The sequence below is a fragment of the Lysinibacillus sp. NPDC048646 genome, assembly GCF_050272295.1.
Lineage (GTDB): Bacteria > Bacillota > Bacilli > Bacillales_A > Planococcaceae > Lysinibacillus.
Window position 1 is genome coordinate 145,466 of sequence record NZ_JBNNLZ010000003.1, and the last position, 16,223, is coordinate 161,688.

Annotated in this window: 15 protein-coding genes; 6 read left to right on the forward strand and 9 right to left on the reverse strand. The window is 34.3% G+C overall.

Going from position 1 to position 16,223, the window contains the following annotated elements; all coding sequences use genetic code 11:
• The first annotated feature begins 483 nt into the window (after window positions 1-483).
• On the forward strand, window positions 484-1,101 hold the full coding sequence (locus ACQKII_RS05255; RefSeq protein ID WP_427457023.1) for an exosporium glycoprotein BclB-related protein: 618 nt from the start codon (window positions 484-486) through the stop codon (window positions 1,099-1,101).
• Window positions 1,102-1,937: 836 nt separating this feature from the next.
• A complete protein-coding gene (locus tag ACQKII_RS05260) occupies window positions 1,938-2,102 on the forward strand; it encodes a hypothetical protein (RefSeq protein WP_427457025.1) in 165 nt (54 codons plus the stop codon).
• A gap of 398 nt (window positions 2,103-2,500) precedes the next feature.
• Here ACQKII_RS05260 and ACQKII_RS05265 read toward each other — a convergent pair whose 3' ends face one another.
• The 3 genes from ACQKII_RS05265 to ACQKII_RS05275 all read right to left on the reverse strand — a co-directional run bounded on the left by ACQKII_RS05265 (window position 2,501) and on the right by ACQKII_RS05275 (window position 4,478).
• Window positions 2,501-2,638, reverse strand: a complete 138-nt coding sequence (locus ACQKII_RS05265; protein WP_427457027.1) for a hypothetical protein — start codon at window positions 2,636-2,638, stop codon at window positions 2,501-2,503.
• Complete coding sequence (locus ACQKII_RS05270) at window positions 2,635-2,856, reverse strand: transcriptional regulator (RefSeq protein ID WP_427457029.1); 222 nt, start codon at window positions 2,854-2,856, stop codon at window positions 2,635-2,637. The genes ACQKII_RS05265 and ACQKII_RS05270 overlap by 4 nt, the downstream gene beginning before the upstream one ends.
• A gap of 743 nt (window positions 2,857-3,599) precedes the next feature.
• The gene (locus ACQKII_RS05275) at window positions 3,600-4,478 is read right to left on the reverse strand and encodes a CPBP family intramembrane glutamic endopeptidase (RefSeq protein ID WP_142510004.1); all 879 of its coding nucleotides are present in this window, start codon (window positions 4,476-4,478) and stop codon (window positions 3,600-3,602) included.
• 360 nt (window positions 4,479-4,838) lie between these two features.
• Here ACQKII_RS05275 and ACQKII_RS05280 point away from each other — a divergent pair, with 360 nt between their 5' ends.
• The 3 genes from ACQKII_RS05280 to ACQKII_RS05290 all read left to right on the forward strand — a co-directional run bounded on the left by ACQKII_RS05280 (window position 4,839) and on the right by ACQKII_RS05290 (window position 8,863).
• Window positions 4,839-6,179: an erythromycin esterase family protein gene (locus ACQKII_RS05280; protein ID WP_427457031.1), complete on the forward strand. Its 1,341-nt coding sequence runs from the start codon at window positions 4,839-4,841 to the stop codon at window positions 6,177-6,179.
• A gap of 203 nt (window positions 6,180-6,382) precedes the next feature.
• Window positions 6,383-6,961, forward strand: a complete 579-nt coding sequence (locus ACQKII_RS05285) for a sensor domain-containing protein (protein WP_427457033.1) — start codon at window positions 6,383-6,385, stop codon at window positions 6,959-6,961.
• Window positions 6,962-7,075: 114 nt separating this feature from the next.
• Window positions 7,076-8,863, forward strand: coding sequence for a response regulator (locus tag ACQKII_RS05290; RefSeq protein WP_427457035.1), 1,788 nt, complete (start codon window positions 7,076-7,078; stop codon window positions 8,861-8,863).
• A gap of 71 nt (window positions 8,864-8,934) precedes the next feature.
• Here the strand turns inward: ACQKII_RS05290 and ACQKII_RS05295 are convergent, their stop codons facing one another.
• The 3 genes from ACQKII_RS05295 to ACQKII_RS05305 all read right to left on the reverse strand — a co-directional run bounded on the left by ACQKII_RS05295 (window position 8,935) and on the right by ACQKII_RS05305 (window position 11,674).
• Window positions 8,935-9,084: a zinc ribbon domain-containing protein gene (locus ACQKII_RS05295; protein WP_427457459.1), complete on the reverse strand. Its 150-nt coding sequence runs from the start codon at window positions 9,082-9,084 to the stop codon at window positions 8,935-8,937.
• A gap of 559 nt (window positions 9,085-9,643) precedes the next feature.
• Window positions 9,644-10,570, reverse strand: coding sequence for a hypothetical protein (locus ACQKII_RS05300; RefSeq protein ID WP_427457037.1), 927 nt, complete (start codon window positions 10,568-10,570; stop codon window positions 9,644-9,646).
• Window positions 10,571-10,573: 3 nt separating this feature from the next.
• Window positions 10,574-11,674: a tyrosine-type recombinase/integrase gene (locus ACQKII_RS05305; RefSeq protein ID WP_427457039.1), complete on the reverse strand. Its 1,101-nt coding sequence runs from the start codon at window positions 11,672-11,674 to the stop codon at window positions 10,574-10,576.
• Window positions 11,675-12,182: 508 nt separating this feature from the next.
• Here ACQKII_RS05305 and ACQKII_RS05310 point away from each other — a divergent pair.
• Window positions 12,183-12,497, forward strand: a complete 315-nt coding sequence (locus ACQKII_RS05310; RefSeq protein WP_427457041.1) for a hypothetical protein — start codon at window positions 12,183-12,185, stop codon at window positions 12,495-12,497.
• A 216-nt stretch (window positions 12,498-12,713) separates the two neighbouring features.
• Here ACQKII_RS05310 and ACQKII_RS05315 read toward each other — a convergent pair whose 3' ends face one another.
• From ACQKII_RS05315 to ACQKII_RS05325, 3 genes are all read right to left on the reverse strand, one after another.
• Window positions 12,714-12,857, reverse strand: a complete 144-nt coding sequence (locus ACQKII_RS05315) for a hypothetical protein (RefSeq protein WP_427457043.1) — start codon at window positions 12,855-12,857, stop codon at window positions 12,714-12,716.
• 399 nt (window positions 12,858-13,256) lie between these two features.
• Window positions 13,257-14,051 (reverse strand): CsxC family protein, encoded by a 795-nt coding sequence (locus ACQKII_RS05320; RefSeq protein WP_427457044.1) that lies wholly within the window; start codon window positions 14,049-14,051, stop codon window positions 13,257-13,259.
• A gap of 142 nt (window positions 14,052-14,193) precedes the next feature.
• On the reverse strand, window positions 14,194-15,393 hold the full coding sequence (locus ACQKII_RS05325) for a BC_2427 family protein (RefSeq protein ID WP_427457046.1): 1,200 nt from the start codon (window positions 15,391-15,393) through the stop codon (window positions 14,194-14,196).
• Window positions 15,394-16,223: the final 830 nt, after the last annotated feature.

Sequence of the window (16,223 nt, forward strand, 5' to 3'; positions counted from 1 at the left end):
ACTAGGTTCTCGCTCATTTAGCGTAACCTAGTTTTTTTCCTTATTAAATAGCTTCTCCTACAGTTTTCACAATATCTAAGAATTAATGGTGACATCTGAATTAACACACAACCTAATCCAGCGTTCATAATCATCGACCATGCTCTTTCACCATTACCCAACATAAAGAAAAAACACGCACCGACCATAATCACGCTCGCAATCGGAAACGATATTGCGACCAATACATGGTTGCCAGGATCATTGAATACTTGGGAATAACAAACATGAATGAAATATTTGAAGTGAAATGAGACCACCCATTCCAACCAATTTTCTAGTGTTGGTGCACATTGAACTATAGATTGCGGGCGACTATCACGCTCATTAAGCCCGTTATAAAACGGTTCAAGACTCCACCAAATTAATTACAATTCATCGAGTTAATAACCCTTCTCTCCTACATTTTTCTACATACCGTAAAGATGAAAAGGAGGGAAAATAATGTGCATAAATAAAAATAATTGTAATTGTTTATCTACACCTAGAGAATGCGATTCACTTGGACCATTTATTGCTATAGATATAAACTGCATAAACACACCTGTTGACAACAACGCAGGTTCAATAATTCCTTTTTCTTCGGGGATTACAACATCTGTAGTTAGTAGAGGACCTGACTTTGGATTTACCTCTAGTCTTATAGGATTCGGCACTGCTATTAATGGCGTGACTATATTAAACGACAATACAATAAACTTAACTGGATCTTTAAGTGAAGCCTTCTCGGTTCCACGTAATAGCAATATTACTGCTATTTCTGCGGCATTTAGTGCTATTCCAAATCCAAACTTAATTGAAGTTGCTACTATCACTGCACAAATTTATCGTGCACCAGCGGGGAGTAACATCTTCACTGCTACAAATGCCCGTGTTGATTTAGCTCCACCTGTTACAAATTTTGTTCAACCTACATCTTTTGGTTCAGCAGAAATCGAACCCGTTTCGGTATCAGTTGGGGACCTTTTATTAATGGTATTTTATATTTCTTCAACGATAATATCTCCTCAAACAAACTTCTCGATTTCAGGTTTTGCAAGCGCGGGAATTAATATGATATAAAAGCTACTCTACATGAACTGCATCCCAAAAGTGAACTGCCCCCTGTCAAGTAGACAGTGGCAATAATAAAAATTGAATTATGCGGCTTTAACCCTATATTCCATAGGGCTAAGGCCGTTTAATTTTTCTTGATATTTCAATCTTCAACAGTTCAATGTACCATTTTTTATAACGTCAAGATTCTGAGTTCTTCAAAATATTCCTCCGAAACCCTTTATCATCGTATCTAATTCCTGTCTGTCTTTAAATTATTAGTTTTTCGATTTAATGATAAATACTAGCACCTTTAATGCCGTTTAATTTCGTACCAGGTACTTTTCCCAATGATGCTCGTACTATCTGGATAATAGCCTGCCGCTCTTAGTGCTACTATTGTTTTATTGTAAAACTCGAGGTTTGTAATTTTTCACTAACTTTATCTACATAATTGCTGTCATTTTGATTGGATTGTTTGAAAGAATGTTGATTATTTTTGATTAAGGCTGCAGTGATTAATATTAAGCAAAATAAAATAACAACACTTTTTATTAATCCTCTCATATAATCTCTCCAGTCCATCTTGTAATTCGCATCCGCTATAAAAGAGATCTTCAGATTAAAGAATAAAGAGTTTTATTGTCTTCAGGCAAAAGTCTATCTATCCTTTCCTTTCAAAATTATTATTCACTAGCTTTCATTTAATCTAGGTATTCATTTATTTTTCAACATTTCTAGAAATAAATTATTTTTAATCTTTTACAGGGGCAAATTACCAAGTACCTTCCATTTAAATTCATAGATTAGAAGTGTAAGGCTTAGCGCTAGCATTACAAAAAAATTACAAAAAGGGAGATTGAATGATGGAAGATAATAGATACGAAGAGAAACATGATAAATGTCATCGTCGCAAACATGAAAAAGTATTTATCGATGTAGATGTAGATGTAGAAGTAGAAGTAGAAGTAGATGTTAACGTGGAAGTTAAAAAACGTTGTAAGAAAAACCACAAAGACGATTATTAATCTGACAAACACCGCTGCAAAGGTTACGCTTGTAACTTCTTAAAACGCTTAGAGTCAGGTACTTTAGTAGCCGTTTTCCTATCAGGTGGAGGTAGTTTCTTATGTCTTACTTTCATCAACTTTGATCCAAAAAGTTGTTGTGCATACTTCCTAGAAATAACAGGTACTACTGCTAGAACGGTAGTTATTGACTGCGAATAAATTGACGCTATTAGAGGCGCTGAATACTTCGAGCTACCATATAAATATTGCATTTATTTACTACTAGTAAACCTATATAAATTGCCAGGCTAACACTTCTATGTAGCCTGGCAGTTTCAGTTATAAATTGGAATCGTCTTGAAGGATTATTCATTTACGATTACTTTTACATTGGAATGATCACTAATTGCCTTTAATTATTTTTCAAATATTGGAGCATAAACATTTTTCATTTTCAGGTTTTCGATGACTTCATAATCACGTTGCAATGATTGTATAGCTAAATCTAATTTCACAAATTCATGTAAAAGCTTACGCTGTTCCCTATTAATCATATAACTTCACGCTCTTTATGAAGGACTGGTACAACTGCTAAAACATTATTGATAGTAAATGTACGCTTTGCATGTCTTGTAAAACAGAACACTTGAAACGAATCTCCAACAATCTTAATGATTTCGATACGTCTTTTCGTTACAATACCTGACTTTGATACATACATCATGTTTACAAATTGATTACATTGCATTGCTTTAATCAGTTGCTCTTTCATCCTCTACACTCCCTTAATCAGAACGTTCGTTTGTAATTATAGCAGAACGAACGTTCTTGTTTTAGCAAGTGAAAATTAATGAAAATAAAAAAACAAGGCTCATTGAGTTTTATTAAAAGTCAAGTTATTTTCTACTGTTAAAGATTTAACAACATGACAAATAGAATGTTACACATTATAATAGCTTTTTGCAGAATTAGTTGAAGGACTAATTCTGTTTTTTATATAAGATGTAGTTTTTTAATAAAGTTCGATTAAAAGTAAGTTGCAAACGCTGATTTCATACAGAAAGAAACCAACTGTTTTGAAACAAAGTTTGATCAAAACAGTTGGTTCTTTATTTATCTAGTTTGGTTTTTATAAAAAAAGTTTGGTTATTTCGGGATGCGAATATTCAATTAAAGCACCCCTTTAGTTTAATAAGGACAGCTACGCTTCTTCAACAATCACGCCCGATTGCTGAATTAGTGAAAACTACTTTTCAATTGTAAATTCTTGACTATGAGTGCTACCATACCCCGATGACGAGTCAATAGCGATTTCATAGTTTCCTTTTAAGAATCTCATTTGTATTACTTTCATGTCTTTGAATATTCATAATTGCACCTCCATTATATTTGTATATAACATGTGACTAATTATGATCTTTATGAATAAGTTAACCATATTTTCCTAATATTTTTAGGAGCATCTTATTTCGCCTTGTTACATTTCACTAATTGAATTTAAAACACATCCGTATGCTATTTAGTGAAATTTACCATTCGAGACGTAATTATTGCAGTAATTAAGATAATAATAGCGGTTATCAAACCAGATTCTCCAATCCAAATCTCAGTTTGATATCCTGTACTTGCACGTGCGAAAGGTCCTTGAATAATGGCATTCCAAGTAGTATGGATGATAACCGAAGGCCAAATGCTACCTGTGATAAGTCGTAAATAGGCTGTAATATAACTGAATGGCACAATACAAAAATAGATGCCAAGTACTGAAAGAAGGACAGATGGTCCCTCTACATATAGACCAGCAATAACTATTGGAACATGCCACGTTGCCCAAATCAATCCACTAATAAGGATGGGCCGTGAAAACTCTGCATCGACTAGCCTTGTGAGCATATAACCTCGCCAACCCATTTCTTCTCCCAAAACTGGGATTAAGCTAAGCAAACTTCCGAAAATGCCGCTCAATACTACTAGATAAATGAAACTGAATGGGGCCGTTAGATACTGAAGCCCAAGTATATTGTAGATTGGTTCTAACATACCACCTTCGGGATTCTGAAACCCCGCAATTCCGCTCAACCAGGCGATAGAATAAGTAATTCCACAAATAATCATAGGGATTAGCAGAGCAAAACCAATCCCCTTCCATATCTTTAAGTTACCGAGACTAAAAGATACATCTTTAAACCCTTCTTTCAGTATTATGCGAGTCAAAACAGAAGAAAATGCTGGGGTAAACATATATACCACAATAAGCGGCATACTTTTCGTAATTATTACTACTACATTTAGGATGATAGAAGTAATGATTAAAATACTCAGAAAGAGTTGAAGTCCTATTTTAGCACGTTGGATTTTATCTTTATTGTGGAACGATTTTGCGTGTAATATCATTGTAATCCGCCCTTCCCCTTTAATTCATTTGTTTATCGAATTTACTTCCTGTCATTTCCACAGACACAACTTAGAATAAAAATATTTTGGCATACAGATTAATTCATCTTTAAAATCCCTCCCAAATTTATAATCTAGTCTTACTTGCGACTCATCAATGTAATTATTATTTATAAGTTGTCATAGCCGATAGTACAAAAGTGTAATGATTAGCCTATGACCTGTGTCAATTAACCTTATGACAATATGTAACTAGAAAATATGATATGGGATAGATAACAATTGAATTAAGGCAATTGATTCGTGCAAGTACATGAATCAATCTTGCTTTTACAAATAATTCAATTGAGGTGGAAAAAAATGAATAAGAAAAGAATAATTGCAATGGTTAGTACAGCTTTATTAGTCACAGGATGTGGAGAAGTAGGAAAGGCTCAAACAGTAGCAGTCGAAAAAGTAGCAGTCGAAAATTCAGGCCAATCAATCCAAAAAAATATAGTTAAATCAATACAATCACAGGCTTACCCATTAAAAACGATAGAGCCGTCAAAATCATTTGAGGATTTAAAACCACTTAAGAAGATGATTGGGAGCGCACAATATGTAGGATTAGGAGAGAATACTCATGGAAGCTCTGAAATTTTCACTATGAAGTTTCGACTTGTGAAATATTTGGTTACTGAGATGGGTTTTACAAATTTCACAATGGAAGAAGATTGGGGAAACGGCTTAAAGTTAAATGAATATATCCAAACAGGAAAAGGAAACCCTAGGGAATTTTTAAACTTGTTATATCCTACTGATGAAATTATAGCCATGATTGAGTGGATGAAAGATTATAATGCTGATTCATCCAATAAAAAAAAGATCCAATTTATTGGGCTCGACTTAAAGGAGTTGGACCAAGGTTGCTTTAATAAAGTAATTGATTATGTAAGGCTGCATCGACCAGATTTGCTGGCAGAAGTAGAAGAAAATTATAAAGAATTGTCGGCTTTTAATGGAAGTACACAGGAATATATGGACCTTGCTCCTGAAATAAAAGAAAAGTTCAAGGCAAACGCTGAGAGAGTAGCTCGATTACTAAAAGATGAGAATAAGCAAGCCAACACAGAAATAGCTTCACCCGAGTACATCTGGGCGAAAGCAACGGCAAGTGCAATAGAGAAATTTACCACAATGCTAATTCCTAACGACTATCCAAGTATGTTAAAGCTACATGAGCAATACTTGGCCGATCATGCAATGTGGGCACAAGAGACATTGGGTGGTAAAACGATGGTATGGGGACACAATGTTCATATAGCTAAAGGAATTATCGATGAGAAATTATACCCTTATGTTGCGGGTCAGTATTTGAAGGAACGTTTAGACAATAATTATGTCACAATTGGCAGTACAACTACGGAGGGGAATTTCACCTTATACAACGACACCGCAGATAAGATTATAACGGATCTGATTCCACAAGATGTAAATAGTTTCAATTATACCCTCGGAAAAGTACCATATAAAATGTTTTTATTGGATAACCGTCACCTTAAAGGACCAGCAGAGAAATGGGTTAAAGCAAAAAGACCATTACTAAGTATAGGGGGACGACTCGTACCGAACGAATCGGCATACTTTGATAAGTCATTGCTTGAGCAATTTGATATTATTTTTCATATTCGAAAAACAAGTCCATCTCATATTAAATAAAAGTACAAAACAATCCGTTCTTGCATCTGCAAGAACGGGATTGTTTGGTGGAGGTTAATAAAAGCATCTTTTTTTAACCAGAGGTAGGTTACTCTCCCCTTTTTAGCATCATTTAGAAATGTCATATGACACTTTTACACTAGTGAGAATGACAAAAAAAGCAGTACAATTCGGTTATTACATAGATAGGAGCGATGAACTTTATGAAATCAAGATTCATCCAGAATGGTTATTTTTTATTGCTAACTTTCGTTACAGGATTGTTTTATTTTTGTTTTTATCTAATAGCTCTGCTATTCAGCTTCACCCTTTCATTTACGGTAATTGGGATTCCACTAGTTATACGCGTACTACAGACTACTACACCTTTTATCCAATTCGAGCGCATACAGACGAAAATTTATACAGATATTTCAACAGACTCTTATGATAGAAGTATAACAATAGATACATCGAACTGGACTCAGGTGAAATTAGTGCTTACCGATCGTCGCAATTGGTCTGCTGTCTATTGGTTAATGCAGAAATTTGTGATTGGCATTTTTAGTCTCATTTGTGCAACCATTTTTTATATAATGCCACTTATGTTGCTGTTCGCACCACTACTGTATCGCTACATCGAAATGAATATTATATTCATACAGATAGATACTTTTGCCAAGTCACTCTTTGTAATGTCTATGGGTATAGTATTTATCGCCATAAGTAGTAGAATAGTAGATGGTTTGACAAAGAAAATTGGGGGCTATACACGTAGCATGATTCGGCAACTAAATCGATAGAAGTTTGCCTTCTGTGAGAGAATTGTAGTGTAAAATTAAAAATTATAACAATGTATGAAGGATTAATTTATAATATAGGAAGTAAAAAGGTAGGCTATTTAGGGGGTAAATGACTTGTTAGATATGGTTAAGTATTGGGTTTGGTACGATTGGATTATGTTAGGAGTCCGTATACTTGTTAGTATCTCTATCGTCATAAACACATTAGATTTTCCGGTTAGTTTAACATTGCCACTTTGGATTATTATTTTTTGGGAGGTTGTTGCCTTCTCGATTCCATGGGTAGCCTTACTATTCAATTATAAATATTATTTGTTCACAGAAATACTGCTATATGGTGGACTATGTATATATTTAACCTCATTATTTCCGGAAGCTTACAGCACATTTCTTATATCGGTGTTTCTAATTGCTGCGAATAGTAAGCATTTGTCCTATTATTGGACAGCTCCAACAACAGTTTTTATAACAACTGGAATTCTCTATGCGGTTGCGCCAAGTAATAGCTATTGGATTTTGGTTACCTACTATGGACTCGCTTATGTAATGGGCTTCGCTTTCCATTTATTAATCGTCAATCATAAGCAAAATGAAGCGATTCGTAAACAAAACGCGGTACTTGAGCAATATATGTCTCAGATTGAACGCATTACACTGGCAGAAGAACGGAACAGACTGTCGAGTGAGCTTCATGATACAGTTGGTCACGCTTATACTTCTATTATTATGGGGATGGAAACGTTGCGTACCGAACTTGCTACTGAAATGGGTATACAGAGGCTAGATTCTTTGCTTGAAATGGGACGTAAAAGCATCGAGGACGTGAGAGGTTACCTACATCAAATGGATTCTCCGTGTCAATCGTCTTCCTTGATTCAATCTCTACAAAATCTTGGAGCCGAATTTCAGGAGCACGCTCAGGTAAATGTAAGTTTTAGGACATTCGGAGAGGAATATCAACTGTCTCAGCAAGCGAAGATCGCATTCATTCGTTGCTTACAAGAATCTCTTACAAATGCAGTACGTCATGGTCAGGGGACTGAAATTATAGTTTCATTGCAGTTTGAACAACAATATACGAGGTTAGAAGTTCAAGATAACGGAAAAGGAAATGTAGAATGGCAGGAAGGCTTCGGTATGAATGCGATGAAAGAACGGGCAATGAATTTGCAGGGGCAATTGTCTGTATATACAAAGCCAGAGGAAGGAATGCTTGTTACATGTACCATACCGCGACAAATTGAAATAAAAGATGGACTTATTCGTTTGTTAATTGTAGACGACCAGCCATTTGTTCGAGAAAGTTTGAGGACACTACTCGATAGATATGAAGATTTAAATGTAGTCGGTTTGGCTGAGGATGGCAATCAAGCCATCGATTTGTGTGGGCGCCTTCAACCCCACGTTATACTTATGGATTTAGATATGCAGCACATGGATGGAATCGAAGCAACCAAAAAGATTAAGCAACAATGGCCACATATCCGCGTATTGATTTTTACAACGTTTCAAGATACCGAACAGGCGTTAGAATCGCTTCGCAACGGTGCGGATGGTTTTTTACTCAAATCTATTGAAACGTTGGAGCTAGCTAATACGATCCGACTTATTCACAAAGGTGGGACACTGATTGATCAGGGGATGTCTCACAAAATATTTGAGAAGTTTGATGAGCAAAAAGAGACACCACAATCAAAAGCAACCGCTTATGAGCTAACAGCTAGGGAGATAGAAATATTGCAGCTAGTAGCAAAAGGACTTCGATACAATACGATAGCTTCAAGGCTATATTTATCGAATGGTACGGTCAGGAACTATGCTTCAACAGCTTACTCAAAGTTAGGAGTGCGTAACAAGGAAGAAGCTGTTCACAAGGCTCTAGAAATTGGAATTATTGATTGAACTACCCCCACTTTCACTTCGTTTAGAAGTGGGGGATTCCTAAGTAAAGAGTTCTATCGAACTCTAATTTATTAGGCTAGCTCCACAGTCCTTGCGGTTAGAAGCCTGATCGCTTCATTCTTTAGATTGATACTTGCGTTAATATCTCTATCATGATGTGTATGACAAGAAGGGCAATACCATTTGAAAAAGAAAACTCTAATATTATTGATACAATTTATGAGGTCATTGCTAGTTTGAACAGTAAATTAAATGAAAAAAATATTAACATATATTTAAAAAACAATGGAAAAACGTTATTTGATATGTAAAAAAATAGGTGTTTTGAATATGTTTTCTTATTAAAATTGTAACTAAACATTTTTATGAGATGATATTTAAACTTTTGACTATCCTTATACAAGAGATGCTTTTTGGTAATATAAAAGTAAGCGTCAAATATTCCCCACCTACTATTTGACGCTTACTTTTAAAGGAAAACAATTCAAAAAAGTGAAACCCGCTAGGGTTTATTTCGTATGCAAATCTTTCAATCAACTACACTTGCCCCTTAGAAAAAAGAAATAATCTTGTCTAAAATTGACTTTGCATAAGCTTGGCCAGATAGCGATGTGGCGGTACCCCATCGCCATCAAGTTAAGGTTCTGAAGCCCCCTAAATGAAAATTTCATTTCTCTGTAGTTATTTATTTCAGGAGTAAGCTCACAGTTAACTATACATCTTGTTTTGTTAAATAATAAGAACCACCTCCCGATTTTCGAGGGTAGTGACCCCTTAAAGTTATCGAGGCGTAGTGAGGTCTTTAGACCGAGCGTTAATATCTTTGGCTATTCGTAACAAGTAGTGGAAACTAATTTTTAAAAATAATTTCACTACGCATTGTTTTGCTCGCTTTATAACAGTCTCTGAAAACTCCTTTTGATGGTTCAGTACAAAGGAAGGTTTATCCCATAAGCGAAAATAAAATACTTCTCCAATCCGTTTGGGTTCTGCATAAGAAAATTCAATAGGCAATGATATTGAATCGGCTTCTACAATCTTTATTTGTTGCTGAAATGCATCTCTTAGTCTTTTCATTTGATTCCATCGTAAATTCGCTTCGGCCCGTATTGTTGGAAGATGGGGAACTATGGCATCAGTTTCATTTTTTCTAATATCTTGTGCTTCTTGAATTGCTAATTTGGTAAAGGGAAAGTCTCTTGAATCAAATGAAATAGGAGGAAGCAAAAATTGTTTATAATACAACTGTTCATCCAAAGTTAAATTATTCTCAATCCACTTTTGGGGATAATATAAATCCGCTCTATATGTACTTAATAATTCACTTTTCATCCGATTTGATGCGTTAAAGCAAATTTCACCTTTTAAATATCCATACAAATGTATACCTGGATTAAACCTTGAAAATATATCAATATTATACCCCTCGAAAATATCCTTAAATCTAACATTCAATTTTTTAACACTTTTCAAATTTGTCATAGCATCTATGTTTCGAGCTATATTAACAAGTGCAATAAGCAATAGTTGGTTTTTCCAATCCTTCTCTAAACAATTGTTACTTAAATATTTAATTATTCGTTCATCAATTTTGTCAATCAAATATTCATTTCGATTATTTTGCAAACACATTAATTTTGTATCCATTATACCTAGCCATTTTGTATAAAATTCCGTTTCAGGACTAAGCTGCTTTGTTTCGGTCAAGTTTTATTCCATCCCTTCCAATAATTCTTTTAAATCTTCATCAAATTCTTCGATAGTTGATGATTCAATGACTCTCAACTTTTGTTTTGATTTCTTCGAAGATTGCTGTTGCTTAATATAATCCTTTTCGTTTTGGTTCATTTGCTCTAACATTTTCTCATGTGCTTCTCGATGTTTCGTTTCATCAAAATGATGCTCATAAACATTCATCGTCTCTGGATTTTTCCATTTCATATATTTAATCAGCTCATTTTTTCGTTGATGAATTTCTGTTTCATTTTTTGCAATGTTATAAATCTCTCGTAATCGAGAAGTCACGAACCAATGCCTTGCTTTGTGTGGATTAAAACTTAGTTCATTACTCTTCATTGCTCGATTCCAGTGGTAGTACCAAGCGTGATAAGTAAGAGATGTTCCATTTGCTGATAAAAAGATAGGGGCATCATCAGGTAATTGTTCGAAATTTAAATGGTGTTCGTCAAAGAATTTTCTTTCAGTATCTGTGTAGTGAAACAATCTTTTCACCGTATCTTTGCTAACACGTATAAACTTGACTTTTCTCCCATGACTTCCTTTATTGAAGGTAATAAATTCTTGATGATTTTTACGTTTGCGATAATCTCCAACTGTTAGCTCAATAATCTCTGATGCTCTTGCACCTGTTTCAAATAACATACGGGCTATTACCATTTCACGAAGTGACCAACTTGCTATTTTACCAGCTTGATATACTTGATAAGGTAGATCTATATCATCAATAATCTGTGGTTGCCATTCTTCATTGATAATTTTAAAATAGGAATCTGTTAATCTTCGATGAGGAATAGTTTCTTCTGTACCTGCAATGGAAGGCATTCTTGGCTTATCCTCTCGTACACCCTTTAGCTCATCTTTATAGCTGTGTAAGAGAGTTTGACCATCTATGAATGGATTACTATACGGATACTGTTTTAAACGAATCATAGCCTTATAAAATGATTTTAATGCTGATAAAAATCGACTTATTGTATTAGGACTTTTACTAGTTAAATTTATAAAGCGAAACGTGTCTTTATCACGAATCTTACACTTCATTTCATGCATCAAATAATCTTCAACCACCACACGTATTTGTTCTTCTGAATCATTCCATTGTACTTTCTTTCCTTGATAGTTGCTTTCTTTCTCTAACCATTTAAAAAATGGAAGTAGACAATTCAAATAGGATATGGCAGAACTTTTGTCTATTCTTCCTAAACAGTCATGGTAGTAATCTGTTAAAGGTAGAAAGGGGTGATTTTCTTTAAATACAAGTAGCTCATACTTACTTTCGATATGCTTTGGACAATACTAAAACCAATACAATAATTAACCTCCCTCAAAAGAACGAACGTTCTTATATTAATTTCCTTCTTAGTCATTGTACAGTGTTTAACCTTTTAATAAATGTAGATGGGAAAGATGGTCAAAATAAAATGCACATCACTAAATAATTTACAATTTAGTAATGTGCATTTTTATTAAATGTGTAACATTATAAATGAAACACTATTGAATAAGACTTCATGTACAATTACTTGTACTTAATCTTACAGAGTATGCCTTGTTTTTTTAAAAATTACTATATTTGAGTTTGAGAGAAGTTTTAGATAAGCGTGTACAATCCATCACTTTTAAAAATGGTATCACACATACATTTGCGTATAAGTCTCTTTTGCAAAGTAAATCTACTGCACCAACTCGGATGCAGTACAAAAATTACGAAGGCGCAGTATTGGATTACCTGAAAGAAAATGGGCCTGCATCGCGTGCAGATTTGCAAAAAGCTACTATCATTTCGCGCGATGAAATTTACTCATTATTAGCTGAATTATTAGAGCATGGGCTTATCGTAAAAACTGGACAATCAGCATTAACACGCTATCACTACAAAGAAAAAATCACTTAAAACCGACATTTTAAGTGAATTTACCAAGCCTTTTAAACCTTGGTATTATTGGATTCCTACGCAATCATATCTCTGTTTACTACCCCACAACCTAGAGTATGGAAACTCACGATTTTCGGTCGCTCGTTACTCATAATTTATACCATCCTTTCAAGATTACACACTTCTAAAAAATTATCAACGTGTTTTATAATAGCACAAATAAATATAATGAGCCTAGCTTGGGTAGGCATAGTTTAATGCATAAGAAAACAGGTACCATAATATTGAGTAACTGTCAGTGGCAGGCTTTTTAATTGGTTGCTCCAATAAATCAAAAATGGTCATTTGCCCTTGCTGCTCCAATATATAATGAGCCACCTTCTATTCCCCTATTAAAAGTTATTTATTTACTAAATTAAATTCTTTGAGTAAAGACTAAAATATGTAGAATCAATTGCTATGAACAAATTTAGATGAATAAACCGTTTTCCATCGACCCTTCTCATTCATAGCGATTATTCATTCTCATCAATCCTAACTATGTAAATGAAAAACATTCTTTACTAATTATTTATATAAAAGAAAAAAAGCCAAGCTCAAAATTAATTTCGTTATTATTGCCAAAAGGCAGTTGAAAGTTAGATTCAACCGAACTTTCAACTGCCAACTCAAATTTTGGATTTTTTCAGTGTCCCTTAAATATTCCAGGCTGTTTATGTTCCGATTTACATTTTTCGCATTGCACAGTCCTTGTTATTTGTTGTGCTCCTCTAAAAATTAAAAATGATCAAGGTTAGTAGGTTCAGTGGCAGTACTAGCTGGTGGAGTAAGTGCTGAAAGAATAGGCGTTACTACACTACCAGCCGCAAGGCGGATTTGTTGCACTTGTAGTACTTTTACAGTAAGTTCCAGTACGATTTTTTCACGCAATTTGCTGAAAGTACCTTCTGGTCTTGCCATAATTGGTGAAAAATCAAGTTCAAAGAAGTTTGCAGCTACTAACTCACCAAATGGTTGTTCATTGTATTTGACAAGATTTTGGAAGAAAGCCTTATCTAATCGAGCATCCATTTGGGTATTTTCATTAAGGAAGTTCGCTTCGGCAAACTCTGAAATTCCTAAGATTGGAGTAGGACCTCCAGCTACTTGTGGGAAAGTAAGGTCTGCAAAACCAGAAAACGGAACATCGGCAATTCTATCTCGAAGTGCCCCATTACATGCTGATGAAGCATATTCTATATTTTTACGAATATGTCCTGCTACAAATAATTTAGCTCTTGTTACCCTAAAAAAGTCAGTGCCATCAATACGTGTAAATCTAACTGGTACCAGTTTAACTTGATTCAGGAATACATTTTTTTTCACTCTTTTGATTTCAGTTGCTGCAGGACTAAGCGTAATATCCGACTCCACAACTATTTGAAGTGTTGGTTCTGAAAGTACAACCGGTATTTTAATAATTGGAGACGAAAGCGGTGTAGAGAATACTGGGGTATTCACACTATTTAATGGTATTTGTTCAACTGATGATACAGGACAAGGTGGATTCTGATTACCTAATTGATCACTCAAAAAAATTCCTCATTTCATTTTAGTATTAGAGAGCGCTCTATATAACTAGGATATGTAGCAATTAAATCTATGCATGGACGTTTTACTAGTTCGTTTACTCATTTTAATAAAAGGGATTTTTGAGCTGAGAGATAAGTTTCAATTATCCTCTAGAACCCTGGCTATAACTGACTCGAATTTGCTGTGCTTGTAGTATATGAATGATTAATTCTAAAACGATGTTTTGGCACAATTGATTTGAATGAATTAATGACTCATTTTGTGCAGTTACTGCATTCCCAGTGTGAATTGCACTATACTCAATATTCTGATGTATATATCCTTCAATAAATAAATTTCCTTTTAATGCTGTACACGTCCCATTGCCTAATGATTGAGAAAACTGATTTGGTACGAATCTACAATTGGTTAGTACTACCTCATTCGAGATAGCTTTAACTTCCACAATTCCTCCTTTTTCAAATACAATATTTTCTTCTAGGCATATTTCAATTTTGTATTCCCCTATTACAACTGGAACTCTAATGTGCATAAAATCATCGGGAGGGTAAGAGTGATTTTTTGTTTCTCCTTTTTTAATTGAAAGTGTGTTATGTAAGGGAACTACAACTGATTTAGACAGATTGTTCATCTGACTATTTTTATCATAAGTATCAGTGCTCATTAAAAATATAATTTCATTAATTTTTGAGCGAACCAAGCGACAATCAGGTTGTTCAGGATAATCTTTTGTAGTATTAAATAGCTTGGTTTCTAATTGAGGAGTAAGGTGATTGTTTAAGTCAAGAAATTCAAATGTATTTTGAACAAACTCACCACAGATAGGCGCATGGAGAAAATCATCAATTTCTACGTGAGTAGAAAATGGGCTTTTTTGGGTTATAGCACATACTGACCCAGGAAAAGCATTAACATCACCTGTAGAATTGTTTTTCTCCATGTCTTCTGTATCAATAAGACGCAACATTTTATTCTCAACATCGGATTCAGAAGGACTGTCAAGTTTAAGATCAGAGTCTAATTGGGCTGCAAAATCCAGTTCCTCCACAGAATTTGTTTCATCTGCCTCTTCCGTATCAAGGTGATGAACGATTTCTTCCTCAACATTAGTTTCTAAAGGAAGTAGTTCACGATTGGAATCTAGATGTGCTACAAAATCAGCTTTCTCTGCAAGGCTGGTTTCATCTTCTTTTTCGGCATTTAAAATTTCACAAGTAGAATCTAGTTGCGATGCATGATCTATGTTATTTGTAAGTTTAGTTTGATACACCCAATCGCTGTAATCAATTTGCTTGAAACGTACTTCCTTCATCTTTTTATAGTTAATCCATGGAGTTTTCATTATTTCACTCCCAAATGATGTTTTGTCAAATTAAGTACAACATATGATCAGAAAAAACTTCTGCGCTTTTTTCCAGCCATGACATTTACTTGGTCGATTTATTTTTTATGTTAGGGCTTTATGAGTTTTTCTGGGAGGCATGATCAAAATTCGTTTTCTTCAGGAAAAACTCACTAAGTAACCCGTTTCCATTCTTATTGCTGCCACGTTGCCATTATGAAAATAGATCTGTAAAAAAACAGCGATGTTCATTTCTTTTTCCAACGTCTGATAACAGCTACACTCTTTCTTTACTCTACTTACTCGAAGATATGATAAATGTGTATAGCTCTTAATGATTTCCTCTGTTTTGAATGTTGTTAGGTACATTTTAAACAACTTCATTATGAGCTACTTTTATTTTGCTCTAAGTGTTGCACTTATAATTACAATCCATTTTATGCTTTATTTTTACTTTTGACACAGAGCACTTGCCAAATCACAGTAGCAGTTGAGATATCAATGTGTTTGAGAGACGATGGCGTAAGAAAAGATCTGTATACTTACCTCGAAAATTTTAAAAATTGATTAGAGAAAGGAGAGAACTTTTGAAGACGTTTCTGAAGGCACATTATCATTAACGTTAACAACTTTAACTTTATATAAACTGAAGTGACCGCAATTGACACGAAGGAGAATAAAATAATAATACCCGTCAGATGAATAGGTGGTATTCCAATCGTTATCTATACATTATTTTGTTTTCAACTCTGTATAACGAAAAGTCTACAAATATTTAGTTATCACCTATTAATGCATTTACAATCGTTTTAATATAGCAAAAGGCAGTT